Source organism: Chryseobacterium nepalense, assembly GCF_023195755.1.
GTDB lineage: Bacteria > Bacteroidota > Bacteroidia > Flavobacteriales > Weeksellaceae > Chryseobacterium > Chryseobacterium nepalense.
Map to the genome: position 1 here is coordinate 3,783,346 of NZ_CP096203.1, position 26,468 is coordinate 3,809,813.

At 37.9% G+C, this 26,468-nt stretch carries 21 protein-coding genes; 13 read left to right on the forward strand and 8 right to left on the reverse strand.

The window, feature by feature from the left end:
* Positions 1 to 4: 4 nt before the first annotated feature.
* Both M0D58_RS17110 and M0D58_RS17115 read left to right on the forward strand, forming a co-directional pair.
* A complete protein-coding gene (locus M0D58_RS17110) occupies positions 5 to 3,586 on the forward strand; it encodes a choice-of-anchor L domain-containing protein (RefSeq protein WP_248391982.1) in 3,582 nt (1,193 codons plus the stop codon).
* Between the two features lie 120 nt (positions 3,587 to 3,706).
* Entirely contained in the window at positions 3,707 to 6,079 is a 2,373-nt protein-coding gene (locus M0D58_RS17115; RefSeq protein WP_248391984.1) for a choice-of-anchor L domain-containing protein, read from the forward strand.
* A gap of 85 nt (positions 6,080 to 6,164) precedes the next feature.
* Here the strand turns inward: M0D58_RS17115 and M0D58_RS17120 are convergent, their stop codons facing one another.
* From M0D58_RS17120 to M0D58_RS17130, 3 genes are all read right to left on the reverse strand, one after another.
* Entirely contained in the window at positions 6,165 to 7,229 is a 1,065-nt protein-coding gene (locus tag M0D58_RS17120) for a nucleotidyltransferase domain-containing protein (RefSeq protein ID WP_248391986.1), read from the reverse strand.
* A gap of 9 nt (positions 7,230 to 7,238) precedes the next feature.
* Positions 7,239 to 7,988, reverse strand: a complete 750-nt coding sequence (locus tag M0D58_RS17125) for a nucleotidyltransferase domain-containing protein (RefSeq protein WP_248391988.1) — start codon at positions 7,986 to 7,988, stop codon at positions 7,239 to 7,241.
* Positions 7,989 to 8,071: 83 nt separating this feature from the next.
* Positions 8,072 to 9,454, reverse strand: a complete 1,383-nt coding sequence (locus M0D58_RS17130) for an RtcB family protein (protein ID WP_248391990.1) — start codon at positions 9,452 to 9,454, stop codon at positions 8,072 to 8,074.
* A gap of 97 nt (positions 9,455 to 9,551) precedes the next feature.
* Between M0D58_RS17130 and M0D58_RS17135 the strand changes: the two genes are divergently transcribed.
* From M0D58_RS17135 to M0D58_RS17145, 3 genes are all read left to right on the forward strand, one after another.
* Positions 9,552 to 9,884: a HopJ type III effector protein gene (locus M0D58_RS17135; protein ID WP_248391992.1), complete on the forward strand. Its 333-nt coding sequence runs from the start codon at positions 9,552 to 9,554 to the stop codon at positions 9,882 to 9,884.
* 296 nt (positions 9,885 to 10,180) lie between these two features.
* Complete coding sequence (locus M0D58_RS17140; RefSeq protein WP_248391994.1) at positions 10,181 to 11,200, forward strand: helix-turn-helix transcriptional regulator; 1,020 nt, start codon at positions 10,181 to 10,183, stop codon at positions 11,198 to 11,200.
* Positions 11,201 to 11,254: 54 nt separating this feature from the next.
* Positions 11,255 to 11,395: a hypothetical protein gene (locus M0D58_RS17145; protein WP_248391996.1), complete on the forward strand. Its 141-nt coding sequence runs from the start codon at positions 11,255 to 11,257 to the stop codon at positions 11,393 to 11,395.
* A gap of 51 nt (positions 11,396 to 11,446) precedes the next feature.
* Here M0D58_RS17145 and M0D58_RS17150 read toward each other — a convergent pair whose 3' ends face one another.
* Together M0D58_RS17150 and M0D58_RS17155 are read right to left on the reverse strand one after the other, a co-directional pair.
* On the reverse strand, positions 11,447 to 12,631 hold the full coding sequence (locus tag M0D58_RS17150; RefSeq protein WP_248391998.1) for a DUF1501 domain-containing protein: 1,185 nt from the start codon (positions 12,629 to 12,631) through the stop codon (positions 11,447 to 11,449).
* Between the two features lie 43 nt (positions 12,632 to 12,674).
* Positions 12,675 to 14,054 (reverse strand): DUF1800 domain-containing protein, encoded by a 1,380-nt coding sequence (locus M0D58_RS17155; protein WP_248392000.1) that lies wholly within the window; start codon positions 14,052 to 14,054, stop codon positions 12,675 to 12,677.
* A gap of 245 nt (positions 14,055 to 14,299) precedes the next feature.
* On the opposite strand from M0D58_RS17155, the gene M0D58_RS17160 reads away from it, so the two are divergent.
* From M0D58_RS17160 to M0D58_RS17195, 8 genes are all read left to right on the forward strand, one after another.
* Positions 14,300 to 14,863: a hypothetical protein gene (locus M0D58_RS17160; protein ID WP_248392002.1), complete on the forward strand. Its 564-nt coding sequence runs from the start codon at positions 14,300 to 14,302 to the stop codon at positions 14,861 to 14,863.
* Positions 14,864 to 14,977: 114 nt separating this feature from the next.
* Positions 14,978 to 16,027, forward strand: a complete 1,050-nt coding sequence (locus tag M0D58_RS17165) for a glucokinase (RefSeq protein ID WP_248392004.1) — start codon at positions 14,978 to 14,980, stop codon at positions 16,025 to 16,027.
* 137 nt (positions 16,028 to 16,164) lie between these two features.
* Positions 16,165 to 16,731 (forward strand): YceI family protein, encoded by a 567-nt coding sequence (locus M0D58_RS17170; protein WP_248392006.1) that lies wholly within the window; start codon positions 16,165 to 16,167, stop codon positions 16,729 to 16,731.
* Between the two features lie 78 nt (positions 16,732 to 16,809).
* The gene (locus tag M0D58_RS17175) at positions 16,810 to 17,445 is read left to right on the forward strand and encodes a YceI family protein (protein WP_248392008.1); all 636 of its coding nucleotides are present in this window, start codon (positions 16,810 to 16,812) and stop codon (positions 17,443 to 17,445) included.
* A gap of 273 nt (positions 17,446 to 17,718) precedes the next feature.
* The gene (locus M0D58_RS17180) at positions 17,719 to 18,501 is read left to right on the forward strand and encodes a hypothetical protein (protein WP_248392010.1); all 783 of its coding nucleotides are present in this window, start codon (positions 17,719 to 17,721) and stop codon (positions 18,499 to 18,501) included.
* Between the two features lie 52 nt (positions 18,502 to 18,553).
* Positions 18,554 to 19,195, forward strand: a complete 642-nt coding sequence (locus tag M0D58_RS17185; RefSeq protein WP_248392012.1) for an alpha/beta hydrolase — start codon at positions 18,554 to 18,556, stop codon at positions 19,193 to 19,195.
* Between the two features lie 109 nt (positions 19,196 to 19,304).
* The gene (locus tag M0D58_RS17190) at positions 19,305 to 20,648 is read left to right on the forward strand and encodes an ammonium transporter (protein ID WP_248392014.1); all 1,344 of its coding nucleotides are present in this window, start codon (positions 19,305 to 19,307) and stop codon (positions 20,646 to 20,648) included.
* A 216-nt stretch (positions 20,649 to 20,864) separates the two neighbouring features.
* Entirely contained in the window at positions 20,865 to 22,283 is a 1,419-nt protein-coding gene (locus M0D58_RS17195; protein ID WP_248392016.1) for an L-serine ammonia-lyase, read from the forward strand.
* Between the two features lie 202 nt (positions 22,284 to 22,485).
* Here M0D58_RS17195 and M0D58_RS17200 read toward each other — a convergent pair whose 3' ends face one another.
* The 3 genes from M0D58_RS17200 to M0D58_RS17210 form a co-directional block, all read right to left on the reverse strand.
* A complete protein-coding gene (locus tag M0D58_RS17200) occupies positions 22,486 to 23,331 on the reverse strand; it encodes a prephenate dehydrogenase (RefSeq protein WP_248392018.1) in 846 nt (281 codons plus the stop codon).
* Between the two features lie 269 nt (positions 23,332 to 23,600).
* On the reverse strand, positions 23,601 to 25,877 hold the full coding sequence (locus tag M0D58_RS17205; protein WP_248394995.1) for a cation:proton antiporter: 2,277 nt from the start codon (positions 25,875 to 25,877) through the stop codon (positions 23,601 to 23,603).
* 106 nt (positions 25,878 to 25,983) lie between these two features.
* Entirely contained in the window at positions 25,984 to 26,373 is a 390-nt protein-coding gene (locus tag M0D58_RS17210) for a hypothetical protein (RefSeq protein WP_248392020.1), read from the reverse strand.
* Between the last annotated feature and the right edge of the window lie 95 nt (positions 26,374 to 26,468).

Here is a 26,468-nt window from a genome sequence, read left to right on the forward strand (position 1 = left end):
AAAAATGTTAAATAGGAGGACAAGAAATTTACTTTTGGCTTTATTTTTAGTTTTTATGGGATCTCTTGTATTTGCCCAGGACAGGCAAAGCAAAGTACCCGCTAAAAAACCTACGGCTGCAAGTATGAAGGCAGGGGTCTTTATTGATGTGAATGCTGCCGGTTATCCGGAATCTGCTTACAGTATTACACAATTGGTAAAAGATGTACTTATCAGTGGCGGGTCTACGTGTTCGGCTGCCAATGTAAGCAATGTGGTTGTCTCTCCGAATCTTGCAGTAACTGATCAGAACAGAAGCTGGGGGTATTTTAATAAGGCAACTACCAATTTTCCATTTGCCAAAGGTATTGTTCTTACTACCGGATATGCCAGAAAAGCAGGAAATACTTTTCAGGGAAACCTAAGTGACGGGCTTGGTTCCGGAGGAGATATAGATCTTGCAACAGCTTTAAATGTAAACAATTTAAGTTTAAGAGACGCTACTTATATAGAATTTGATTTTGTACCTGCTTCAACTAAAGTTACCTTCAGGTATTTATTTGCATCCAAAGAATATCAGAGTAATTTTACATGCAACATTTCAGACGGATTTGCGCTGTTACTGAAAAAAGTTGGAGATCCTACATACACCAATTTAGCATTGCTTCCTAACGGTGATCCCGTAAGCGTTACCAATATTATCCCTGCAAACTTGCCTTGCGGGCCTAAGAATGTTCAATATTTTGCAGGAATCAATAACCCCCAGATTGAGACTAATTTTGACGGACGTACGATTCCTCTTACAGCAACGGCAACCGTAATTCCCGGAGAAACGTATCATTTTAAAATGGTTCTGGCAGATTATCAGGATTCAAACTTTGATTCTGCTGTTTTTCTGGAAGCAGGATCTTTTGATATTGGTGTTCAGCTTCTCAACCCTGCCGGTGTTCAGTTGCCTTCATCTATAAATGTATGTGATAATGCACCACAGGTTCTTACAGCTTCGGTTCAGGGAGGTGGCGCCACCTATCAATGGCTATTGGGAACTAATCCTATTCCGGGAGCAACAAGTGCTTCATATACGGCAACGCAGCCCGGATTATATACGGTTCAGGTATTTTTACCGGGGAATACATGTCCCGGAACAGCTTCTGTAAATATTGTCGGAGGAACTTCGCCAACCGTACAGAATGCTACGTTAACGGCTTGTTATACACAGGGTAATGCAACATTCAATCTTACCTCTGCACAGACGTCAATAAGTACGACACCCGGAGCAACTTTCAGTTATTATATTAACCAGTCAGATGCTTTAGCCGGGAATGGAAACGTAATCGCCAATCCTACTGCTTTTCAGAGTGCCGGACAAACAATATATGTGCTGGTGAAAAATGGATTCTGTTCGAAAATTGCGGAATTACAATTGATTAAAGCTCCTCAGATAACTGCTACGATAGCAACACCTGCTACATTAACGTGTACCAACTCGCAAACCACACTCAATGCCTCCGGTTCTGTTTATCCTGCAGGATCTACTTTCGCATGGACAACTACGAACGGAAACATCGTATCCGGAGTGAATACTCTAAATCCGGTAGTGAACACGGCAGGAATCTATACTTTAACAATTTCAAACACTTATCAGCCAGGAAACTTAACGTGTACGGCAACGGCAAACGTAACAGTAACCGGCGACAGCGCACCGCCAACAACAGGTTTAACGGCCTCTAAAATATTAATATGTTCCGGAGACTCTATAACATTAACTGCATCCGGCGGAGTAACGTATAACTGGGTAGGCCTTCCGGGTAACGGAAACACACAAACTGTTTCGCCAACTGCAAACACAACTTATACGGTCACGGCAGTCGGGGCAAATGGATGTGTATCTCAGACGCCTGCAACGATTACAATACAGGTATCTCAGCCGATTACAGTTCAGAATGCCACTTTATTAAAGTGTTATCAGGCCGGTGGGATCAATTATGATTTAACGGAGGCACAAACGCAGATAACTACTGCTCCGGGTGTTACATTCTCATATTATCTGAATATTTCCGATGCAAATGCAGGAAATACGAATACTATACCCAATCCTACATTATTTAACAGTGCGGGAAATCAGACAATTTATGTGCTGGTTATAAGTGGAGGATGCAGATACGTTGTAAATTTACAGTTGCTGGCAACTCCTCAAACAACATTAACTATTGCTCAGCCTCAGCAGATTACCTGTAATACCCCACAAGTTACACTTAATGCTTCTGCTTCTGTAATTCCGGCAGGCTCTGCAATTGCCTGGACTGCAGCAGGCGGAGGAAATATTGTTTCCGGGGCCAATACATTAACTCCTGTTGTTAATGCAGGAGGAACCTATACATTAACGGTTACCAATATAAATCAGCCAGGAAATTTAAACTGTACTTACACTTCCAATGTTACGGTAACGCAGAATACTACGCTTCCGGTAGCAACGGTAACAGCACCAGTACAACAAATCTGTCCGGGTGAATCTGTCACCTTGACTGCATCCGGAGGGGCTACGTATAACTGGGTTAATCTTACAGGCAACGGAAACACACAAACGGTTTCTCCTGCAAACACTACGGTATATCAGGTTTATGCGGTAGGTGCCAATGGATGTGTGTCTGCCAATCCTGCCACTATTACGATTGTAGTAGGACCACCTGTAGCAATACTGGCCGCGTCAAAATCTAAGATTTGCGTGGGAGAATCAGTTACATTAACGGCTACGGGCGGCGTTACCTATGAATGGGTAGGTTTACCGGGGAATGGAAGTACTCAGGTTGTATCTCCTACAGCTACCACAACGTATTCTGTTTTTGCTTTAGGTGGAAACGGATGCAGAGTGGCAACTCCTACCTCAATTACCATTGAAGTTGTACCTGCTATTGAGTCGACGTTAAAAGATGTGTACGCATGTGCCGGTGATTCAGGAACTCTGGATGCGGGTTCAGGTCCAAATTATACTTACCTATGGAATACGGGGGCCACTACTCAAACTATTTCTGTAAATACTCCCGGAACGTATTCCGTAACGATCAGCAATGGTACGTGCTCCAAAGTATTCAGTGCTCAATTAATTAACCCGACGCTTCCGCAGTTTACAAACGTTACCTACGAAAACCATGTGTTAACAATATCAGCAACGAATCCTACAGGAGGAGAGCTTGAGTATTCTTCAAACGCAGGAGTGACATGGCAGGCTTCCAACATTTTTTACAATATGCTGGATAATAATAATTACAGCCTCATGGTGCGTGTAAAAGATGCAAAATGCGGCACTACATTATCCTTCTTTACTTTTGTAGTCATTAATGCTATTACTCCTAATTCCGATGGTAAAAATGATACCGTAGATTTTTCCGGAATCAGCAAGTATAATAATTTTGCAGCTTCTATATTCGACAGGTATGGACAGGAAGTATTTAAGGCAGGTAAAAATGTTACAAGCTGGAACGGATTGCTGAGAGGAAGTCTGGTACTTCCAACTGCTACATACTGGTACCGGGTACAATGGGAAAACCCTGCGAGCAAGAAACTTGAGCAGCGCAGTGGATGGATTTTGTTAAAAAACAGAAATTAATAGTTATAAATATAATAAACCTTCCAATTTGGGAGGTTTATTTGTTTTTTTGATATAAAAAAGGTTAAATAAGTATATTTATTTATAAAAAAAAATTAAATTTGTTGAAACAATTTATTTATGAAGAGATACCTACTATTGTTTTCCTTATTCGCGGTCTCGTCGTCGAGTCTCTTTTATTCACAGAACATTACTCCCAGAAAACCTCAGAAAGAAAAGGCATCCAGTCTGACAATGAAAGCAGGTGCTTTTATTGATGTGAATGCTGCAGGATATGCACCTACCGATTACACTCCTTTACAATTGGTAAAAGATATACTGATTTCTTCCGGAACAAATTCTTGTGTGACACCAACCGTATCCAACGTTCAGGTAAGCCCGAATTTACCGGCAAGTAATGTTCAGAGATCCTGGGGTTACTTTCATAAAGGAACAACCAATTTTCCTTTTAAAGATGGTATCGTGCTCACTACCGGCTACGCAAATAAAGCAGGAAATAGCTATATAAGCACTACTTTAGGAGATGATTTACCCACCGGGAGTGATCCGGATCTTGTAGCTGCTACAAACCCATCAGGAACACTTAACGATGCCGTTATTTTAGAATTTGATTTCGTTCCCACCTCTTCTCAGGTGAAGTTCAATTATTTATTTGCTTCCGAAGAATATACAGGATCGTTTCCTTGTAGTTTCTCTGATGCATTCGCATTATTATTAAGACCAACAGCAGGAGGGCCTTATGTAAATATGGCAGTATTACCTGCTCCGGGTACCGGGCCTGTAAGTGTTACCAATATTCACCCTCAAAACAGTTTTACTGGGTTTGATATGGGATGCGGGGCGCCGAACGTTGCTTTCTTCGGAGGATATAATACCTCAAATATTGAAACCAACTTTAATGGAAGAACAGTGCCATTACAGGCAACTGCAACAGTAGTGCCTGGACAGTCTTATCACTTTAAAATGGTTTTGGCGGATGCTATTGACAGCAGTTATGATTCTGCGGTATTCCTGGAAGGAGGTTCATTTAATATTGGCGTTGAATTATTAGACCCCAATGGAGGAACTTTACCGGAAGAAATTAATGTGTGTGACAATGTTCCTCAGGTAATTACAGCTTCTGTAAGTGACCCGAATATGAATTACCAATGGTTCTTCAACGGTGTTGCCATTCAGGGAGCAACCACTCCTACGATTACTGCTACACAGCCGGGAAATTATGAGATTCAGGTAACATTCCCAGGAAATCCATGCCCTGGTAAAGCAAATATAAAAATTAACGGGGGAACAACTCCTTCAGCTGTTGACGCATCACTATTGCTCTGTTCAACCCCGGATGTTACCTGGTTTGACCTGACGGATGCTATGCCGTCTATTAGTACGACGCCGGGAGCAGTATTCCATTTTTATGAAGATCAGGCAGACGCTGTAGCTCAGAATAATGATTATATTCAGGATGTTTTACATTATACCGGCAATGACGGGCAGATTCTTTATGTGGTTGTTTCCAATGGAGGTTTCTGTAGTACAATGGTTGAATTAACATTATTGAAAGAAACAAGACCAACCGTAAGTTTAGTAGCATCAAAACTTAAAGTTTGTCCGGGATCAACAGTAGAACTTACTGCAACAGGAGGATCTACTTATGAATGGGCTAATTTCCAGGGAACCGGTAATGTACAAACGGCAACTGTTTATAATACAACAACTTTTTCAGTATATGCTTTAGGAGCAAAAGGATGTCAGTCTTCATTGCCAGCTAAAGTAACGGTAGAAGTTGTGCCGGAACTTACCTCTCCACTACGGGATGTTGAAATGTGCCAGGGAGACAGAATTACTCTTGATGCAGGAGCCGGGCCTAACTATAGCTACCTATGGAGCACCGGTGCAATTACTCAGACTATTAACGTAGATAGCTGGGGCGTTTATACGGTGAAAATCGATAACGGATATTGTGAAAAAACTTTCACGGTTAATGTAATGGGTGCAGCATCTCCATTTGTTTCGAATGTTGATTACAGTAACAATACCTTAACCATTACGGCAGAATTTCCAACGATCAATAATATCCCTCAAACTGCAGAATATTCTATTGACGGAGGTATTTCTTGGCAGGATTCTAATGTATTTACGGGTATTCAGGATAATACGACGTATAACATTCAGGTTAGATCTGTAGGAACACATTGCGTGGGAGCATTAGAATTCTTTACTTTCCAGGTGAAAAATATTATCACTCCGAATGATGATGGTATTAATGACACCCTTGATCTTACAGCACTTGGAGGTTTCAACAACTTTACAGGATCTATTTATGATCGTTACGGTTCTGAAATGTTCAGGTTCTCAAAAGAAAATCCAATCTGGAATGGTACCGTTGGGGGTAAAAAATTACCGACTGCAACGTACTGGTATAAATTTAATTTCCAGTATCCGAAAACAAAATCCACGATGAGCCAGTCTGGCTGGATTATGCTTAAAAACAGAGAATAATATCGGCTGATATTAATTCAATACAATAAATCCCCGGAAAGTTTAACTTTTCGGGGATTTTAATTTTATAGTCAGGGAAGTAATATTATAGTTTTATATAAAGAGCTTCCCGGATTGCTGTCAGTATTTTTGTTGTCTTTTCAATATCAGGAACTTCCGGTAGTTTTGAATGAGAATAGTGAAATTCTATGGATCTTATAAGGTTTTCTGCTTTTTTCATAACAGCCTCATAGGATTGGTTTCCTTTTTTAATATCTAATAACTCATCACGGTTTTCTACGCAGATATTCAAAGAACCGGTTTTGAAAATCTGTTCGCACGACTGCAGAAGACGAATTGTGTGCATCATATTTTTACTGTCATAATTCTGTCCGTGTTCACGGTTGACGTTGTACCTGTCTTCATTGCGTTCAGAAACCCATTTCCAGTATTCACGGTAATCTTTGCAATAGCTGGAATAGGCATCAAGATTACAAAATAAATAAGCAATAGGTTTTTCCTTTTTCGGAACTGACGAAACGGAAACCTGATTAGCTTCTTCATTCTGGATAATTCCTTTATACTTTAAAATTCCCGATTCATCATAGAAAACCGCAAAGACTCCTTTGGTATTATCAATATTCACCAGTCCGCATTTTTCTTGATTTTTTCTGTTTTCTGAAAGCCATTTTTTCAGCGGAACAGAACCCTGACCTTCTAAAACATAACTAAAATCAAGGATTGATTTTCTTTCTTTTTCAACAGGGTTAAGAATTTTTTTATTAAGCCCTTTTGCTTTTTTAATTTGTGAAATTGCATAGCCTGCAAACGTATCTTTGCAAAGTTTGGAGAGAAAATCTTCCGGCTTTAACAAATCCATCAAGGTGTTTTTATGCTGGATGCAATCTTCAGGACTTGACAGTATTTCCAGAATATTCGGATTGTTTTTCTGCAAAAGTTCTACGAATCTCCCGATTTCATAATACGTGATGTCATTGGTTTCATTGGAAATCTGCGGAGTATAATGTAACCCGAAAAAATCTTCTTTCGGAACATGATATACCCCTCGGATATCGGTATCTGAATTTTCTGTAGCCAACCCGAAAGCCCGGCTTCCGGAGATAGCTTCAAAAAGGATAAGGTCTTTATTTTGTAGGGTTGAAATTGTCATAAATTAATATTAAAAATTCACTATTTTCCTGAAAACTATTTCCATCTCATTTTTATCTGCATTACCGCCCTTCAGACTTTTTGCTCTTTCTTCATTTTCTAAAATTGTTTTTTCTAAAAACCCGAAAAGTTCCCAGTCGTTTGGATGATAATAGGACTCTCCTTTAGTTGCTTTAACATTAATAAGATTTTCTATTTTTGTTCTTGCAAAATCATCCACCAAAGTTAGCAGTTCACTGAACAGAACAGGCGGAACAGTATTTTTTTCTAAAATCCATTTTCCCGTTAAGGCTGTTCGGAGACAATAGAAATAAGATTTCAGTTTAACTTCATCGTTTCGGCAGTCTTCCAGGTATTTTTTGCTCATGCTTAGGTAATGATATGAAACAGCTATTGGAGAAAAGCATTCATTTGCCAATGGCTTGAACAAGTTATAAAATCTTTCATTTTTTACATAAACAATTGGGGAATAAAACCAGCTTAATAAAGCGGCGTTAGACTTCAAAAGTAAATGAAATGTTTTCCTCAAATCCCATCCGGAACCATCCAGATCGTCTTCTGTCATGAATTCTATGGTTTCATCTTTATCCCACGGTGAAAGATACCAGTCTTTTTCGTGCCTGTAGATAAAACGTATGTCATAATCGCTGTCGGGTGAAGCAAAACCCCATGCTCTGCTTCCTGATTCTACGGCAAGGAGTATTTCTATGCCGCGCTTTTCCTCTATTTCCTTTAATTTTTCTAATATTTTTGTTTTCATTGTTTTATAGTTAAAGTTCTAAACTGGAATTTTTTGTTCTATTGTTTTTGAACTGACTTTATTTCAATACAAATTAAACAGGCCTATGCTTTCCTAAACTTCTTCTTTTTCTTCCACGGCGCATTCTTCTGAACATCACCTGCCATGATACAACCGTAAGGCATCACTTCATCCAAAACTTCACACAATCCGTACTCTTCGATCTGTGCCCGTACATTTTTTGCACTTTTATAAGCAGTCGGAAGTTCTGAAATATCAATATCATTCGTAAAGAAACGGACATCCAGCCCCTGGGTTTCTTCTGCAAAAACTTCTTCAATCGTTTTATGGGCCAGCGATTTTTTATGCTGGGTTCTGCTGAAGTTTCTTCCTGCTCCGTGCGGTGCAAAACCGAGATTTCTTTCGTTCGTTGTTCCCTGTACAATAAGAACGGGCTCCGCCATATTCAGAGGGATAAGTCTCGGTCCGGTAATATCCGGCAGGAATTTATCATCCAGCGGTGTTGCTCCTTTGGCATGGTAGAATAAATCTCCGTCTTTGAAAACAAAATTATGCTCATTCCAGTAACGGTTTTGTTTTTCAGTTTTCATTTTGTTTAACACTGCATTATGGATAGAAATATGGTTTTCTTTGGTCCACTGCCTGATCAGCTGTAAAGCTTCCCAATATTGTTTTCCTTCTTCAGTTTCATAAGGAATCCAGGCATTTTCTCTTAATGTTTCCGGAGAGATTTCCATCCTGAATTTGTTGGCTACTTTCATTCCTTTGTCATATAACGCTGCACCCGGAGCTCTCGATCCGTGGTGGGTCACCAACATTGTATTTCCGGTATTTTTTGAAACCCCTACGAAAAGAAAATGGTTTCCGTCTCCCTGCGTTCCCATGTGCGAACGGGCAATGCTGATGAGTTTTTCATCATTCAAAAAATGATTTTCCCTGAAAGCCTCCATTAGCTCCTGAGACATTGGCATTTGCTCACCTCTCGGTCTTCCTCCGTACCCGAAATGAGTAACCGAATGCGCAACATCCAGCACTTCTTTAGGATCTGCTTTTCCAAAATCAGTCAGCATCACCGAACAGCAAATATCCGCGCTATGAAATCCAGGATGAATTGCGTTTTTTGCAACTACCACACCTCCGACAGGAATATGTCCTTCAGGTCCTGTAGGACAGGCATCCGGCATGATTGCTCCGTGAACGAGAGTCGGCGTTTTCATTAAAACCTTCATGGTACTGATTACTTTTTCAACATTATCGTTTTCGCTTTCGTGTTCCGCTCTGATATTAATCACAAAATCTTTTGCCGTTGCGTGAAGCGGAATAGGTTCAGGCTGTTTAAACTGTTCCAGATATATTTTGATTTGATTTTCGTCTAAACTATTTTCATTAATGAATTCGATTGCTTCTTTAAACCATTTTGCAGGTCGGTATCCTAATTCAATTAAATGGGTTCCGTTAAATTCCATGTTTTTATCTTTTTGTTGATGCAAAGTAAGAACTGAAGTGTGCAATGTTTTTGCGCAGATGAAATTATTTTGATTATTTTTGAGAAAATTAAATGAAATGTTATTTGAACAATTAGAAAGATCGCCGGAGAAAATCCAGTTTAAAGAAGTTATTGCCTTTATTGATGAACATTATGATTTCACGCCTACGAAATTTATCAACGGAAGTACAGTGAATGAAGCCGGACAAAATAACGGATCTTGCAAGATCTTCAGCTTTGCTCAATTGAATGATCTTTCAAAAGAAGAAACGCTGAATCTTTTCGGAGAATTCTACAGAGAAGATGTCCTGAAAAATCCTGACGGAGCTGATCATCAGAATATCAGAAATTTTATGGAATCCGGCTGGGAAGGAGTTTCTTTTGAGGGAAAGGCTTTGGTGAGAAAATAATTTTTAGTTCACTGCAAGGAACACTGTGACCAAGCAATCCCGGGAATTTCCTTGAGTCTGAAATTGTCATTCTGATTGAAAAAGAAATTGGAGAATCTCTTTTTACTGTTGAAAGTAAGTGTAAGTATTCCTTCTTCCGCGTGAGGGATACGAAGGGCCCGACTGGAAGGAGGGGTTTCGGCTCGGGGCTTCGCCCCGAGCCGAAACCGAAACGAAGTGAAGCCCGAAGCAGCCCGGCCCGAATGGATAGGAATTCTGCCAAGGCAGAGGGACACGCCCAAATAAAATATAAAACCATGTCATCCAACAAAAATGCCCTGATCCGCTACAAAACTCTGGATAAATGTCTGAAAAACAAGTACCGGAAATATACGCTTGAAGATCTGATTGATGAATGTTCAGAAGCACTATTTGAGTACGAAGGCAAAGAATCTTTCGTAAGCAAACGCACGGTGCAGCTCGACCTGCAGAATATGCGCAGTGAAAAATTCGGGTATGAAGCTCCGATTGAAGTGTACGAAAGGAAATATTACAGATACAGCGATCCCGATTACAGCATTCACAATATTTCCGTCAATGAAAGTGACCTGAAAGCAATGAATAATGCAGTACAGATTCTGAAGCAGTTCAAAGATTTTTCCATGTTCAAAGAAATGAACGGGGTCATCCAGAAACTGGAAGATTCCATCCATGCAACCATCCATAAATCGATTATTCATCTCGATAAAAATGAACAGCTGAAGGGCCTGGAACATATTGATGTGCTTTATGAAAGCATTGTAAGTAAAAAAGTACTTCGTATTCGGTATAAAAGTTTTACGGCACGTGAGGCGAATATTTTTACGGTTCATCCGCAACTGTTAAAAGAATATAATAACCGCTGGTTCCTGATCTGTGTTTACAAAGGCAAAATGTATAACCTTGCTCTGGACCGCATGGAACACATTGAACAGGAAGAAAAAGCAGAATATATAGACAAAAATCTTGATGGTGATGAATATTTCAAGGATATTATAGGCGTAACCGTTTCCGGGACAATGAAACCACGACAAGTGATTTTCTTTGTAGATGCATCCAACGCACCTTATGTAAAAACCAAACCATTTCATAAAAGTCAGGAAATTATAAGCGAAACAGAAGAAGGAACAGTGTTTAAAATTTGTGTACAGATCAATTATGAACTGGAACGATTGTTATTAGGTTTCGGAGACTGCCTGATTGTTCACCAGCCGAAAAAACTGAGAATAAGGATGCAGGAAAAATTCAGGTCGGGATTTAGAAATTATAAGAACCTGAATGCACAAGATGAAGACTGAAATAAAACATCTATGGCGTGGAAATTGTATTACCCAAAATACTAAAATAATAATATGAAATCAAGAATATTAAAAGCTGTGGTAGCAGTGGTAGCACCTTTGGTGATAGAATTTATTATTAAAAAAATAGCCGAAAAGTTCGATGAACAGCCGGCAGAAGATAAAAAACAGGTTCCCGTACAAAACTGGGAGTAGTTAGTTTAATATTGTGAAAAAAGAGGCGTTAATAAAAACAGCCTCTTTTTTTTATATAAAATCATAAACTCCGTTTTTCCAGCCTAAGACTTTAGAAGAATCTGCTTTGAGCCAGTTTTTGAGTACCGTAGCATAGACTTTCCTGAAATCTTCGGAATAAATAAGATCACCTTCATTGAGCTTCGTAAGATCTGGTAGCGGATTTAGTACACCTTTTTTCTTTAGTCCGCCACTGATAAAAAACATCTGGTTAGCGGTTCCATGATCAGTTCCTTTACTGGCATTTTGGGAAACCCGTCTGCCGAATTCCGAAAATGTCATCAGTAAAATATTATCAAAAAGGCCGTTGCTTTTCATATCTGCTACGAAAGATTTAACGGCTTCATTAATATCATTGAAAAGTTTCTGCTGTCTTTCATTTTGATTCACATGGGTATCAAAACTTCCGATGGAAAGGTAATAAACCCGTGTGTTGATATCGGATTTAATTAAAGAAGCAACGGTTTTAAAATCTTTTCCCAACTGAGAATTGGGATACGTTTCATTGGTTTTCTTAGCCTTACTTTTTTCAAAAATATATCCGGCATTGTTGATGGTTGAACCCAGGGTCTGATAAAGGTAGGAAACCGTTTCATCGTCGTGATGATGGTCATAAAGCGATTTGAAATATTTTTCCTGGCTGGTTTGGTACAGTCTTTTGGGATCTTTAAATGCAAAAGCTTTATTTTTTTCACCTTTTAAAGCAAGGCTCAGCATATCGTCAACCTCCAAAGCCTGGGTAGGATGTTCGCAACGGTAGCATTCTTCGTCGAGAAATCTTCCGAGCCAGCCGGTTTCCAGGTATTCATCACTTTTACTGGCCGAATGCCAGATATCCATACTCCTGAAATGGGATTTATCAGGATTGGGGTATCCAACATTGTTCATCACGGAAAGTTCACCGTTGTCATGCAGTTCTTTGAAATACGAAAGGGCAGGGTTAATCCCCGTTTCATCATTCAGAGTCAAAGAATTATTAATGGCAATATTGCTTCTTTCTTTAAAATAAATATCATTCCGCACCGGAATAATCGTATTGAGCCCATCATTACCTCCTGTAAACTGCAGAACGATCAGGATTTTCTGGTTGGGTTCCAGTGCTTCATCGAACGTCATGGCTTTCAGGAAATTCGGCATTAATAATGAAGCGGTTGCCAGGGAACTTATTTTCAGGAATTCTCTTCTTTTGATTAACATAACATTAGGTTTTAAATTGAAAAAATGCGGGCTGCAGATGTCATTACATCAATTGATATTCAGGAGTGCACATCAGATTAATAACATTCATCTTAATGCTGTTGTCAGAAAAGTTTTTCACGGAATTCATGTCTAAAGATTTTGTGTTTTGAATCAGGTATTCTGTAGGGTTTTTGCCGCTGAAAACTTTTTCCACACGATCCCAGTCGATGGTAATATTAGGATTTTTAAAAGATTTGTTTAAAATATTTTCCGGAGATTTCATTCCCATGTCAATATCATCATCCGGCCGTGGAGTATATTCTAAGGGCCGTAATCCGGACCAGATCTGCGGAATCTGAAGTCTCAGCATTAGGGTAGAGCTGTCGATCCAGGATTTTCCGTTTGGCCAGCCGGCAACATTCGGAGGGTAAAGCAACATTTGTCCCAATAGTTTCTGGTATACAATCAGGTTTTCAGGATTCTGAATATTCATCGGCAGTGTACGCATAATTCCGGCTATAAGCTCTATCGGTGATTTTATTCTGTTACCAATATTTTTTTGTTCATAAAACCAGGTACTTGAGAATATTTCAATCATCAGTTTCCGGATATCATAACCGGATTTGTAAAAATGATCTGCAAGCTGGTCAACAATTGCTTTATCTTCAGTTTCATTGACGAAGAAACGGTAAATCTTTGCGGTGATAAATCTGGAAGTTGCTTTTTGTTCAAGAATGATATTTAACACATCATTTCCTGTAAAGTTTCCGGTTTGGCCTAAAAATATTTTGGAGCCTTCATCATGAAGTTTTTTTCGTTCCTGAAAGTTTCCTTCTTTATCATAACCCCAGCCTGTAAAAGCTCTTGCACCTTCCCGGATGTCTTTTTCAGAATAATTTCCTCTTCCCATCGTGAAAAGTTCCATCACTTCCCGCGCAAAGTTTTCGTTGGGATGATCTTTTTTATTTTGCTGATTATTAAGAAAACTCAGCATCGCCGGTGATTTGCTTACTTCAAACAGCAGTTCCCTGAAACTTCCGAGAGCATTTTTCCGGATAACATTAAGAATTTGACGGTTGAATTTCGGATTTTGTACTCTTGAAGCGAAATGTCCGTGCCAGAAGAATGCCATTTTTTCCCTGAGCTGTTCGTTACCGGTTACCATTTTATACAGAAAGTTAAGATTAAGCTCTTCATTCTGCCGGCGGTTGATCTTTTGTATTTCTTTTCTCTTTTCCGCAGGAGATTTGTCATTCATATAATCCAGCGTGTCCGTATCCGGAGTATCATAATTGATATAAGTAAAAGCTTCTTCCTTCAGCAGCTCATCAAGAAAAGTTTTAGAGTTTTTATTGTTAAGATCTTCAAACTGGTTAATCCCGGCGCCAAAGCCTGCTCGCCAAAGAAGGTGTTTATTTCGGATAACTGACTCGAGTGCCATAGCTGTATTTTATATTTTGGATGGTATTAAGATGGTAATGTTAAATAAAATAACGGTTAACAATTGTTAATATTACAGCTATAGAAATTCTTGCTCATAACAATTAAACAGGCATTTAATTTTAATTAAATTTAATATATTGAATATCATTATTTTGTGATCTGCGTTCCTTGTGAATTGTTGAAAACACCGTGGTTGGCACGATTTTTATAGTTTTCACAGTAGTAAAATTAAAAATCAGAGTTATGAAAATGTTAAAACACGCAATTTTATTTGCCGGAATTTTTACTGCTGGAGCATTAAGTGCACAAAGTGCGCAGATGAATAATATGATTAAAGTAGGAGCAAATGTAGGTTTAGCAGTTCCATCTGATAACACTTCAATGGCTGTAGGTGTTGATGTAGCCTATCAGAATCTGGTAACGCCAGGATTCGGATTGGGTATTGCTACTGGATATACTCATTATTTTGGGAAAGATAATAACGGATACAGTAATAATGATGTAGGTGTTGTTCCTGTGGCTGCCTTATTGAGAATTTATCCAAAACAAACAGGTTTTTATTTTGGAACAGATTTAGGATATGGCTTCCTTGTTGGAGATGATAAGGTAGCATCCAATACAACCCTGGACAAGCCAAGTGGTGGTTTTTACCTAAAACCTGAGATTGGTTATCACAATCAGGACTGGAACTTCTTTGTGCAGTACCAAAAGGTATTTGTAGGAAGCAAAGGAGATTTGCCGGGTCAGGACTACAATGTGGGTAACATTGGGGTAGGATTTTCCTACAATATTCCTTTAGGAAAGTAGTTAGATTTAAATATAAGCAATTATTAGCCAAACCTTTTCGAGTTTTTGAGAAGGTTTTTTATTTCTAACGAAAATTTACGAAAAGTATTATTATATTTGATAAAATTTGAGGTTATGATTTTGAATCCGAAATTTCCGCTTTACTTACCAGGAGTAAAAAATGCTGGCAATGATAACATTTCTATCATTGGCGCAAACCTTCGTGAAGATATTACAACTTTAGGCTATTTTATTTCCGCAAACGAAGGCCTTGAACTTAAAATCCAGAATATATATCCTACCAAAGAATATGCTTCATTTGGAGATATTTTAAGGAAATTCATTCAGGATAATCAACTTGAGAACGTTAAAAGACTCAGTCTGGCAGTTCCCGGACCTGTGCTTAACGGCAAAAGTAATCCGATACGATTGGGATGGAATCTAGATATTGAAGAGCTTAAAAGAGATTTTAATTTCGAGAGAGCAGATATGCTTAATGACCAGGAAGCTTCTGCCTACGGGATGGGACTTCTGGAAGATTCTGATCTTGATCCCATCTATACCAGCGGAAATCTCGAAAAAGGAAATGTTGCCATTCTTGCTCCCGGAAACGGACTTGGGGAAGCAGGGTATTTCTTTGACGGAAAGTATATAAGACCATTTGCAACGGAAGGAGGTCACTCAGAATTCTCTCCAAGAACAAATGTTGAGGTAGAATTCTACCAGTTTCTGAACAATATTTATGGAATTGTTAGCTGGGAAAATGTCTTGTCTAAAACAGGATTATTCAATATTTACCGTTTTTTAAGAGATGTAAAAAGACATCCTGAGCCGGAATGGCTTGCTGAAAGACTTTCTGAAGGAAATTTCGTTCAGGAGTTATATAAAGCGGCTGTTGAAGATGATGTACTGATCTGTAAAATCGCTTTAGATACCTTTATAGAGTTTCTCGCAAGAGAGGCAAATAACCTTACCTTAAAACTGAAAGCAACAGGAGGATTACTGATTTCAGGGGATATTCCTCAGGAAATCAGGTCTTATATTGATAAAGATAAGTTCTACGAAAAATTCAAGATCAGTGATAAAATGGAAGAAATGCTGAGAAATATTCCAATTTATCTTAATAAAAACGAAAATACAGCTTTGAATGGCGCAGCGCTATACACCGCTTATTATCAAGACTAACTTTAAGCTCCGGATTTCCGGAGTTTTTTTATTTATAAAAATTATTGCATTAATTGATATACATCAATGAAATCTATCATTTCTGTTGACTACATTTGCACCAGTAAATAATAAACAAGCAAATAATTTTTATCAAAATGAAAAAAATATTTTTATTAGCAGTATTAGCAAGTGGCCTAGCTTTCGGACAGGCAAAAAAAGTAGTAAGCTCTGATGTTCAGTGGTGGGGGTATAAGATCGCAAAATCTGAAGCAAGCTCTCACAACGGAACGGTAAAGGTGAAATCAGGTGATATGATTATGAAAGGAAACCAATTGGTTGGTGGTAGTTTTGTGTTAGATATGACTTCTATCAATGCCACTGATCTTTCCGGTGAATATCAGCAAAAACTAAACGGACACCTTAAAAACGGTGATTTCTTTGAAGTTGAAAAATATCCTACTGCGACTTTCAAAATCACGGGTGTGAAGAAAAACAATGATAAAGTATACAATTCCTTAGTAACAGGTAATTTAACGGTAAAAGGAAAAACCAACGCAATTTCTTTCCCTGCAAAAATTACTTATGCTAACGGAGTAGTAAGCTTAATGTCAAACAAATTCTCAATTGACAGACAAAAATTTGATGTTGCTTACAAATCTACCATGCAGGATGTGCTTGTGAAAGATGATATGGATTTGCAGGTAAAAGTGACAGCAAAATAATTTAATCAAAAAAAGATTGTTAAAAGTGTAGAAGTTCTACACTTTTTTTTATTTTTGTTGAATTGTAAATAAAAAAGAATGAAAAGATTACTATTGTTTGCTATGATGTGTGTATGCATGTCATTTGTTTTCGGTCAGAAGAAAGGAGATAAAGTGGTAAAAGTAACATCGTCTGAGATCAGATGGTGGGGATATAAAGTGGTGAAAACGGTTCCTACAACACATTCGGGGACTGTTAAGCTGAAAAGCGGAAAGTTTACTTTTGACAAAACCGTTCTTATCGATGGAGAATTCGTGGTTGATATGAAATCGATTATGGCAGGTGATGTTTCAAGCCAGGATGAAGATATGGTAAAACTAACGAATGATCTTAAAAGTTCAAATTTCTTTGATGTTAAAAAATTTCCGTTAGCGAAATTCCACTTAACGAAGATTATTCCATTGGCAAACAGCGAATTCAACTCTACGGTTTACGGAGATGTTACGATAAAAGGCGTTAGAAAAACCATCACTTTCCCTGCAAATGTTTACATTACACAGTTCACTGTGGTGATAGAATCTGCAAAATTTTCATTAAACAGAAGAGATTTTAAAGTATTCTACCAATCTTCCCTTAAAGATTATTTCATTAAAAACGAAATGGATATTCAGTTTAAGATTTCTACTGAGAAATTAGATAATGAAAACAGAACTCCTGTAAAAAAGAAGAAATAATAATTTAGATTAAATTATTTTAAATAGAGTGACTTCATTTGAAGTCACTTTTTTAGTATTTAGTGTTATTTGCGGAATACCACTCTTGTTTTTTTAAAAAGTGATTTATATTATTTTTAATAACTTAAGATTTTGTTGATTTTGTTCTGAATAGATTTTAATTTAATCCAAGTATATCTGTTTTTTTTTGGATTATTTTTTTTGATTTCCCAATGTATTGTTACATATTTGCTATTGATAACATTGAAATAATTATATTAAAATTACACGATCATGAAAATTAAAATTATTCTTTTATTCTTATTTACAATTAAATTTACTATTAATAATGCACAGGTTGGTATTAATACAACAAATCCAAAAGGAGTTTTAGATATTACTTCTGCAAATTCTGCAGTGGTCCTTCCGAGACTTGCAGATCCTGTATCGGTTATTACTCCGGTTGCAGGGATGATATTATATGATTCTACCAACAAAGCAATAAGATATTTTGACGGTAGTACATGGAACACGGTAATATACAGTACGCAGCTCACGAAACCTAATGAAGGAGTGGTGAAAATTAATGCTGGTGGATCTAGTGGTGGCGTAAAACCAAGTTGGAGCAATACTCCGGCTAATACCACACGACAGGTTACGTATTCGTTGCCTTTAGTATATGCTTCTTCTCCTACAACAAGCTGGCCGGAAAACTCTACCGTTAGCGACATTAAGATCTATAACGGAGGTAGATTTATAGAAAATGAAGTTTTAGGACAGGTGCATCAATGGAGAGTTATTGTCAATTACACCAAAAGCTCAAATATATTAAGTCAGGATATAAAATTCATTTTACGAAATCCTTCTTCAAGTTTCAGGCTTGAAGTAAGTGGTGTTATTCCATCAGGTAAAACGAGTGGTATTCTTGTATACAATTTTACGTCAATTGCAGACCAGGCAAGCCTTCCAAGTCCTTTCGGTACAGGTAACGGGTATATATTAGAATGGGTGGCCTCTGATGATATTACAACCTTAAATATTGATAGCGTTACAAGAATTTCTAATCATAAAGATTAATTTTTACATAATATAAAAATCATGTCTTGATGCTTTTTTATATTTTAGTACTATGAAAATATATGTAGTAAGCGGTCTTGGCGCAGATTTTAAAGTACTTGAAAAAATACAGTTCCCAAAACACCATGAAGTTGTTTTTATCGACTGGCTGATTCCGGACCAGAATGAAGAATTCTTACATTATGTACAGAGAATGGCAGAGAAAATTGATGACTCGGAGCCATTTTACCTCTTGGGATATTCCTTTGGCGGAATTCTGGTTCAGGAAATAAATAAGCTGAAGCCTGCGAAAAAAGTAGTTATTTTGGGGAGTATCAGGTCAGATAAGGAAAAATCAGTTCTAATTAAAACCGGGCAGGTTACCAGAATCCCAAAGCTTTTACCTGTAAGGTTTTTCAATGAAAAGACAACGAATATCTATTCTATGTTCAGAAAGTTTTTTGATCCTAAAAATCCAAGAATTTTACAATATTTTCAGGTGAGAGATCCTTATTATCTGAAATGGTCTATTGAAAAAATATCCGACTGGAAATTTGAAGAAAACCCGGATGTCATACAAATTCTCGGAGATAAAGACATCGTCTTCCCGATTAAAAACTGCAGACCGGATTATATTATTAAAGGAGGAACTCATTTGTTTCCCGCAACAAAATCAAAAGAAGTTTCCGGGATATTAAAGGGGGTGTTTGATTAAATTTTGCATTTAAAATTATTTTATGTTATTTTTTTTAGGGGTTGTGAGGTTTTTTTAGTTGTTTTTAAAAATTTATGTTTATTTTTGAAGGGGTAAAACATAAATTGTTATGACAGTTGGTTTAAAATGGATCGTTTCATTCTGTATCATTACTCTTGTTGCTGTAGGGGGACTATTCTGGAGTCCTATTTCAGACTTTCCGAATACCGGAGAATTTCTTGGTGAAGAAAATATTGTAGGGGCCGATGTCGCATGGATTCTTGCAGCTGCAGGACTTGTCTTGCTGATGACTCCCGGACTTTCGTTCTTTTATGGAGGAATGGTAGGTAAAAAAAATGTAATTTCTACGATGCTCCAGAGCTTTATCGCATTGGGAGTGATTTCTATTCTGTGGGTGGTTATTGGTTTTTCCTTATCTTTCGGAGATTCCATTGGCTTTACTTTAAATGGGGAACATTACGGAATTATCGGTAATCCGCTGAGCTATCCTTTCTTCAGTAGAGTAGGGGTTCTTCCTCATAAATATATGGCATCTACCATCCCGTTTATCTTGTTTGCCTTATTTCAGATGAAATTTGCCGTAATTACACCTGCTTTGATTACAGGATCTTTTGCGGAAAGGGTACGTTTTATCTCTTATCTTTTATTTATGGTGCTTTTTAGCATCTTTATCTATACTCCGCTTTGTCATATGGTTTGGCATCCGGACGGGCTTCTCAATAAATATTTTGGTGTAAAAGATTTTGCAGGAGGAACAGTTGTTCATATGAGTGCGGGATTTGCAGCATTGGCCGGTGCTTTGGTAGTGGGAAACAGAAAAAGGCCGCATCATGAGCCTTCCAATATTTCCTATGTGATCCTGGGAACGGGAATGCTTTGGTTTGGATGGTTCGGATTTAATGCCGGTTCGGCACTTAGTGCCAATGCTACTGCAGCAACAGCATTCGGGACTACAACAATTGCCTCTGCTTCTGCGATGATGACCTGGATTTTCTTCGACCGCATTAACAAAAGAAAAGTTTCTGCTTTAGGGGCATGTATCGGTGCAGTGGTCGGTCTGGTGGCAATTACTCCCGGATGTGGTTTTGTTTCGGTTTCGGAAAGTTTATTTATAGGATTTATTTCGGCAATTGTTTCTAATCTGATGATGAACTGGAAAGCACTAAAAAAAATAGACGACACACTGGATGTATTTGCCTGTCATGGTGTCGGTGGAATTATGGGAATGATTCTTACCGCAATTTTTGCTCATGGTGAAAATGCCAGTCTTCTTCATGGCGGTCTGGAAGTTTTTGCACATCACATGGCGGCATTGCTTCTGGTTTCAGTATTTACGTTTTTCGGATCATTACTTTTATATAAAATTACAAACAGCATTATTACACTGAGGGTTTCGGAGGAATCTGAAGATCTCGGATTAGATATTTCCCAGCACGAAGAAAGCCTGTGTTAGGAGTTTTAAACAGTGAATTGTCATCTTAAATAGTGAATGATTCCGGTAAATTTAAAATTGACTGCAAAGCAAATTGACCATTCACTATTGACATAAAAAGAATCTACTAGTGTTCATATAGTTTTAATTAGAAAGCCGGAGCTGATTTTTCATCTCCGGCTTTTGCATTTGGATTTATCATGTATCTTTGTGATAAAGAAAAAGGAGAATTTCTATATGGAATCAATATCGGTTTTTGAAATTATAAAAGTGGGAATTGGGCCGTCCAGTTCACATACAATGGGACCCTGGAATGCGGCCTCTGCATTCATCAGAATTATAAAAAGAGAAAGATCAATTGCAGAAGTGAAAGAAGTTTTTCTTGAATTTTTCGGTTCCCTTGCCAAAACGGGGATCGGACACGGAACTGATATTGCAGGGATGCTGGGATTAAGTGGTGAAGATTTTAAAACCATTGATACCACAAAAATTGATGAAAAAATAGAACAAATTAAAAGTTCGCAAAAACTCAACCTCGGTGGTGAAAAAGAAATTCCTTTTATTTACGGGCATCATCTGGTATTAAATATGAAACAGTCGCTCGATTATCATCCGAATGGAATGATTTTTAAAGCAATTTTTGAGGACGGAACTGAATTAGTGCAGGATTTTTATTCTGTAGGAGGAGGTTTTATTATGAGCCAGGAGAAAAAATCTATTGAAAAACATTGTATCCGTACCTTATATCCTTGCCATAAATCTTCGGATATTGTAAAATATTGTGAGAAACTTGGTCTTACCAGAATTTCAGATCTTATTTTAATGAATGAAGAAAGCTGGAGATCTCAGGAAGAAACGAAAAAAGAAGCATTGTATATCTGGCAGCAGATCAAAGAATGTATTTATAAAGGTGTGAATAAGGAAGGTATTCTTCCAGGCGGACTTAATGTTTCGCGTCGGGCTGCCGGAATTAATCGCAAGCTGCTGGGAGATAAAATCTATAAAAATAAAGATGAATGGTTTCAGCAGGTGGTAGATGCGGAAGAAAATTTCACCAACATCAATAAATGGATTTCATGTTTTGCATTGGCGGTAAATGAGGAAAATGCAAGCTTCGGAAGAATCATTACGGCACCAACGAACGGGGCCAGCGGTGTAATTCCCGCGGTTTTAATGTATGCTCAGGCTTTTACACCTTTCACGAGTGAAGATGATATCATCCGGTTTTTGCTGGTGGCAGGAGAAATCGGTACTTTATTTAAGAAAAATGCGACTATTTCTGCTGCAATGGGAGGCTGTCAGGCAGAAGTTGGGGTTTCCTCGGCAATGGCAGCGGCAGGACTTACCGAAATTCTCGGCGGCAGTGTAGGACAGGTTCTGATGGCTGCAGAAATCGCTATGGAACATCATTTGGGAATGACCTGCGACCCGATTAAAGGATTGGTGCAGATTCCATGTATTGAAAGAAATACGATGGGCGCGATAAAGGCAATTACCGCAGCCAATATTGCTCTGGAAAGTGATCCGGCGAAAGCAAAGGTAAGTTTAGATCAAGTTATTCAAACCATGTGGGAAACCGCCCTTTCTATGAACGACCGTTTTAAGGAAACTTCCGAAGGTGGTTTGGCGATAGCTGTAAATGTAGCGGAATGTTAGGATTAGTTTAATTTATAAAGAATAAAATCCTCGGAATGAAATATTTCTGAGGATTTTCAATTAATATTGTAATTTTCAGGGTTACAATACAAATAGAAACCTATAAGTTTCCAATCAATTTCACAGGTATATCTTTTATACTGCAACATCGCTTTAAATCTGATTTGTAGAAAAAGATCAGTCAAAGTTGTTTTAATTAAAATTATTTATCTAAAATTCCCCTGATTTTGTTGGCATTTGAAATCAGTTCTCCCAGGTAATCATAATTTTCTTTTTCTAAAGCCGATTTAAATTTTCGCAGCTGCGAGATATGCTCATTAAGGACATCAAGAACATTTTCTTTATTTTGCCGAAAGATCGGAACCCACATTTCGGGGTGTGATTTTGCGAGTCGGACCGTACTGGAAAATCCCGAACTTGCCAGCTGGAAAATCGTTTCTTCCTCACGTTCTTTTTCCAGAACAGTATTAGCAAGTGCGTAAGAAGTGATATGGGAAATATGTGAAATATAAGCCGTGTGAACATCATGGTCTTTCGCGTCCATATAGATCAAATGCATATCAAGGCTTTCCACAATTTTTTCTACGGTTTTCAGGGCATCTTCAGAAGATTCTTCCTTATTGCAGATGACTCCCGCTTTTCCGGCAAAACTTTCTGAAACAGCAGATTTCGGACCGCTGTTTTCCGTTCCCCACATCGGGTGAAAGGCAACAAATCTTGATCTTTTGGGATGGTTTTTTACAGCTTGTACAATTCCGGCTTTGGTAGACCCGGTATCCATGACAATCTGGTTTTCAGAAATAATATCGAGAATTTTTGGAAGAAGTTTCCTTGCAGCATCCACCGGAATCGCAAGAATGATGAGATCTGCATTTCTGATTCCGTTTTCAAGATCAGCGTGGGCATCAATAATATGTAATTTCAATGCTTCATCCAGGTGGTTACTGCTGTTGTCAATTCCACAGATAAAGTCTGCTATTCCTTTTGATTTTAGTTTTAAGGCAATTGATCCGCCGATGAGACCTACTCCTACAATACTTATTTTCATCTTTTAAATTTTTTAAAATAAAAAACCCCGTCAAAGGACGAGGTTATGTTTATCTATATAAGAAATCCTTATCCCAAAGCTGAGCTAAAAATTCCGTAATAATATGTTCCGATGTTTGTAATCACAAGGCAAAGGTAACAATTTTTTTAATTGAAATTAAAAAAGTGAATGGTGAATTTTACTTCGTAGTCAATTGTCAATTTATATGATGACAGCAAACTGATTGACAATGAGCCTTAACTGCTTTTTATATTCACCATTCACTTTTACTAAGGATTGCTGATGATCAACGTGGAAGGAATATCCGAAAGCCAGAGACTTTTACTGTCAATCAGATTTTTCCAGCTTTTATTGCTGATCAGCATCAGGTCCTGAGAAGTGAGAAATTCTTTTTCAATTTTCTTCTCGTTATATAAAGTGATGTGATTGGGGGCTACCTGTTCAATACTCCTGATGAGTTCTTTTACTTCGATATTGCTCCGGATCTGTCCGGCAACATCAAGGATGATAATCTGGGAATTGTTATTGTTGATGAGCCTTTTGGCATATTCAAGGAGATAAAAATCACTGAGATTAAATATCGGAACGAATACTTTATCTGCAGCGCTGAAATTTTTATCCACCATAATACCTACGGGAATATTGGTTTTATCTAAGATCTGAAGGGTAAAATCGTCAAAAGGAGATGTGTTGAAGATGTTGCCTTTCCCTTTTACGGTATTAAGCAGCTTTTCGGGGTTAATGATCTTGGTAGTAAAACCTAAAAGCCTTCCCAATAAACTTCCTTCATACATTGATTTTCCCAACATAATGAGCAGGAGATCATAATTTCCTTTGTTTGAAATGTGGGTAAGATCACTTTCAATGTCTGTAGAAGCTTTAAAAAGAGTCGTGATTTTCAGGCTGAGTTCCTGTGAGGTATCAATGACATTTTTGAATTGTTCGTTTTCATATTCATTAATATCGTAAGCATGCATTTCGTTTACCGGGGCAATATTCATAGCGGTAATGCTTTTGTTGGCATTCATTTTTTTTGTGAAATCATGCGCGAGCTTGAGGAGGGTACTCCCGGATTCAGGATTATCAAAAGAGAGTAAAACTCTATACTGGGCATCATCATCTGCTTTATTTTCATCATTTCCTTTTTTAGATTTGAAAATAAAATTGATAAAATCCAGTGCAGGTCCCGTCATAAAAGTGGTAAATAAGGCCATAATCACCATCATGGCAAAAATTTCTGGACTTAAAACGCCAAGATCATATCCTATATTCAGGACAATTAATTCCATAAGGCCTCTCGTATTCATTAATGCTCCGATGGTTAGACTTTCTTTCCAGTTGATACCTAAAAATTTAGCCGTTAAAGTGCTGCCCGCAAATTTTCCTACAACAGCGGTTAGGATAATAAATCCTGCTGTAATCCAGAGGTGCCCGTCATTTAAAAGTCCTATCTGTGTACGGAGTCCGGTGAAAACGAAGAATAACGGAAGCAAAAGCACGAGAGCAACATCTTCTATTTTTTCGATAAACATGGTTCGGAATTTAGTATTTTCAGGCATGATAGCACCAGCCATAAAAGCTCCGAACAATGCATGAATACCAATAACTTCAGTAGTATATGCTGAAAGAATTAAGGTTAAAAAAAAGATAGCGACCATCGGTTTGTTGATCGTATTTTTCCCAGCCTGAAGATCTCCGATTCTTTTTAAAAAAGGCCTCACGATTTTTATCATAATAAATACGTAGGCGATTGCCATTAAAATTACATAAATCGAACTGGCGAAAGATCCTGCTTTTACAATCGCAATTACTGCTGCCAGGATACACCAAGCTGTAATATCATCTGCTGCTGCACAGGTAATCACCACAGTTCCGAGCTTGGTTTTCTGAAGATTTCTTTCCTGAACGATCCTGGCTAGTACCGGAAATGCAGTAATACTCATGGCAATTGCAATAAATAGGGCAAATGAGGTAAACTGAATTCCATCAGGAGCAAATTCCCGGTAAATAAAATAAGACAGTCCTACTCCCAGCGCAAAAGGAATAATAATACTGGCATGACTGATCACTACGGCATCATGAGCCTTTTTTCTCAATACGCTTAGATCCAGTTCCATACCTACGATATACATAAAAAGGATCAGCCCGATCTGGCTTAAAAACTGTAGATTTCCTAAGGATTCTTTAGGGAAAAGGAATGCGGAAAATTCGGGGAAATACATTCCTACAAGGGAGGGGCCTAAAACGATTCCTGCAATCATTTCACCGATTACGGACGGTTGCTTGATCTTGATGCAGATCCATCCGAAAAGCCTTGCGACAAGAATGATGGTAACGATCTGTGCCAATAACAGGGCTAAAGGATGATGGAGGTTTTCGAGAAAAGATTCGGTGAAACTTTCCCACATGGTAGAGCCTGTATTTTTGGACTGGGCTATATTTTCTCCGATTTCCAGTGTTTTTCCTTCAACAAAAAACCAGTATATCAGCATCGAAAAGAATGCAATTGTGCTTACGTAAAAAATAATATTCCTATATTTTCCCAAATTCATAATCTCCTTATTTTAAAACACAAATTTCTTAAGAATATAGTGATGATGTGTTATGTTTTTTTTTAAATGTAATCAATGTTTCAAATAATGTAATGAAACCTTATCTGAAAGAATATCCCAGCCCGAGGCCTGTTTTCCACGCACCGTCCTGTGTTGCTGTTTTTGTATTATAATATAGGGGAACCTGCAATGCAAATTTTTTGTAAATGAAGGTTAATCCTGCTCCCAGCGTAGGAATGATGGTGCTGTTTTTTGCTCCTTCCGACTTATCTTCTTTAATTCTGAGCGATGGAAGCATTCCAATCAATATTTTAATATCTTTATTTTTAAAGCTGATATTTGGGCCTGTAAAATTAATAAATGCTCCATGGTCTACATAGCCTGCAGTAACGATTCCGTCAAAAAATCCGGCTTTTATTCCGTAATTTTTTTCCTGAGAAAAACAGAATCCGGATACAATGATTGCTGCAGCATAAAAAATTTTTTTCATATGATAAATTTAATCAGCTGCAAAAGTACATCGGGGAAGCGTTTTAAATAATACAGATGTAATGAAGAGAGTAACTTCTGTAATGAAATCTGTAA

Coding starts and splice junctions, on each gene's coding strand:
- M0D58_RS17110 (WP_248391982.1), top strand. CDS start 5: ATGTTAAATAGGAGGACAAGAAATTTACTTTTGGCTTTATTTTTAGTT.
- M0D58_RS17115 (WP_248391984.1), top strand. CDS start 3,707: ATGAAGAGATACCTACTATTGTTTTCCTTATTCGCGGTCTCGTCGTCG.
- M0D58_RS17120 (WP_248391986.1), bottom strand. CDS start 7,229: ATGACAATTTCAACCCTACAAAATAAAGACCTTATCCTTTTTGAAGCT.
- M0D58_RS17125 (WP_248391988.1), bottom strand. CDS start 7,988: ATGAAAACAAAAATATTAGAAAAATTAAAGGAAATAGAGGAAAAGCGC.
- M0D58_RS17130 (WP_248391990.1), bottom strand. CDS start 9,454: ATGGAATTTAACGGAACCCATTTAATTGAATTAGGATACCGACCTGCA.
- M0D58_RS17135 (WP_248391992.1), top strand. CDS start 9,552: ATGTTATTTGAACAATTAGAAAGATCGCCGGAGAAAATCCAGTTTAAA.
- M0D58_RS17140 (WP_248391994.1), top strand. CDS start 10,181: ATGTCATCCAACAAAAATGCCCTGATCCGCTACAAAACTCTGGATAAA.
- M0D58_RS17145 (WP_248391996.1), top strand. CDS start 11,255: ATGAAATCAAGAATATTAAAAGCTGTGGTAGCAGTGGTAGCACCTTTG.
- M0D58_RS17150 (WP_248391998.1), bottom strand. CDS start 12,631: ATGTTAATCAAAAGAAGAGAATTCCTGAAAATAAGTTCCCTGGCAACC.
- M0D58_RS17155 (WP_248392000.1), bottom strand. CDS start 14,054: ATGGCACTCGAGTCAGTTATCCGAAATAAACACCTTCTTTGGCGAGCA.
- M0D58_RS17160 (WP_248392002.1), top strand. CDS start 14,300: ATGAAAATGTTAAAACACGCAATTTTATTTGCCGGAATTTTTACTGCT.
- M0D58_RS17165 (WP_248392004.1), top strand. CDS start 14,978: ATGATTTTGAATCCGAAATTTCCGCTTTACTTACCAGGAGTAAAAAAT.
- M0D58_RS17170 (WP_248392006.1), top strand. CDS start 16,165: ATGAAAAAAATATTTTTATTAGCAGTATTAGCAAGTGGCCTAGCTTTC.
- M0D58_RS17175 (WP_248392008.1), top strand. CDS start 16,810: ATGAAAAGATTACTATTGTTTGCTATGATGTGTGTATGCATGTCATTT.
- M0D58_RS17180 (WP_248392010.1), top strand. CDS start 17,719: ATGAAAATTAAAATTATTCTTTTATTCTTATTTACAATTAAATTTACT.
- M0D58_RS17185 (WP_248392012.1), top strand. CDS start 18,554: ATGAAAATATATGTAGTAAGCGGTCTTGGCGCAGATTTTAAAGTACTT.
- M0D58_RS17190 (WP_248392014.1), top strand. CDS start 19,305: ATGACAGTTGGTTTAAAATGGATCGTTTCATTCTGTATCATTACTCTT.
- M0D58_RS17195 (WP_248392016.1), top strand. CDS start 20,865: ATGGAATCAATATCGGTTTTTGAAATTATAAAAGTGGGAATTGGGCCG.
- M0D58_RS17200 (WP_248392018.1), bottom strand. CDS start 23,331: ATGAAAATAAGTATTGTAGGAGTAGGTCTCATCGGCGGATCAATTGCC.
- M0D58_RS17210 (WP_248392020.1), bottom strand. CDS start 26,373: ATGAAAAAAATTTTTTATGCTGCAGCAATCATTGTATCCGGATTCTGT.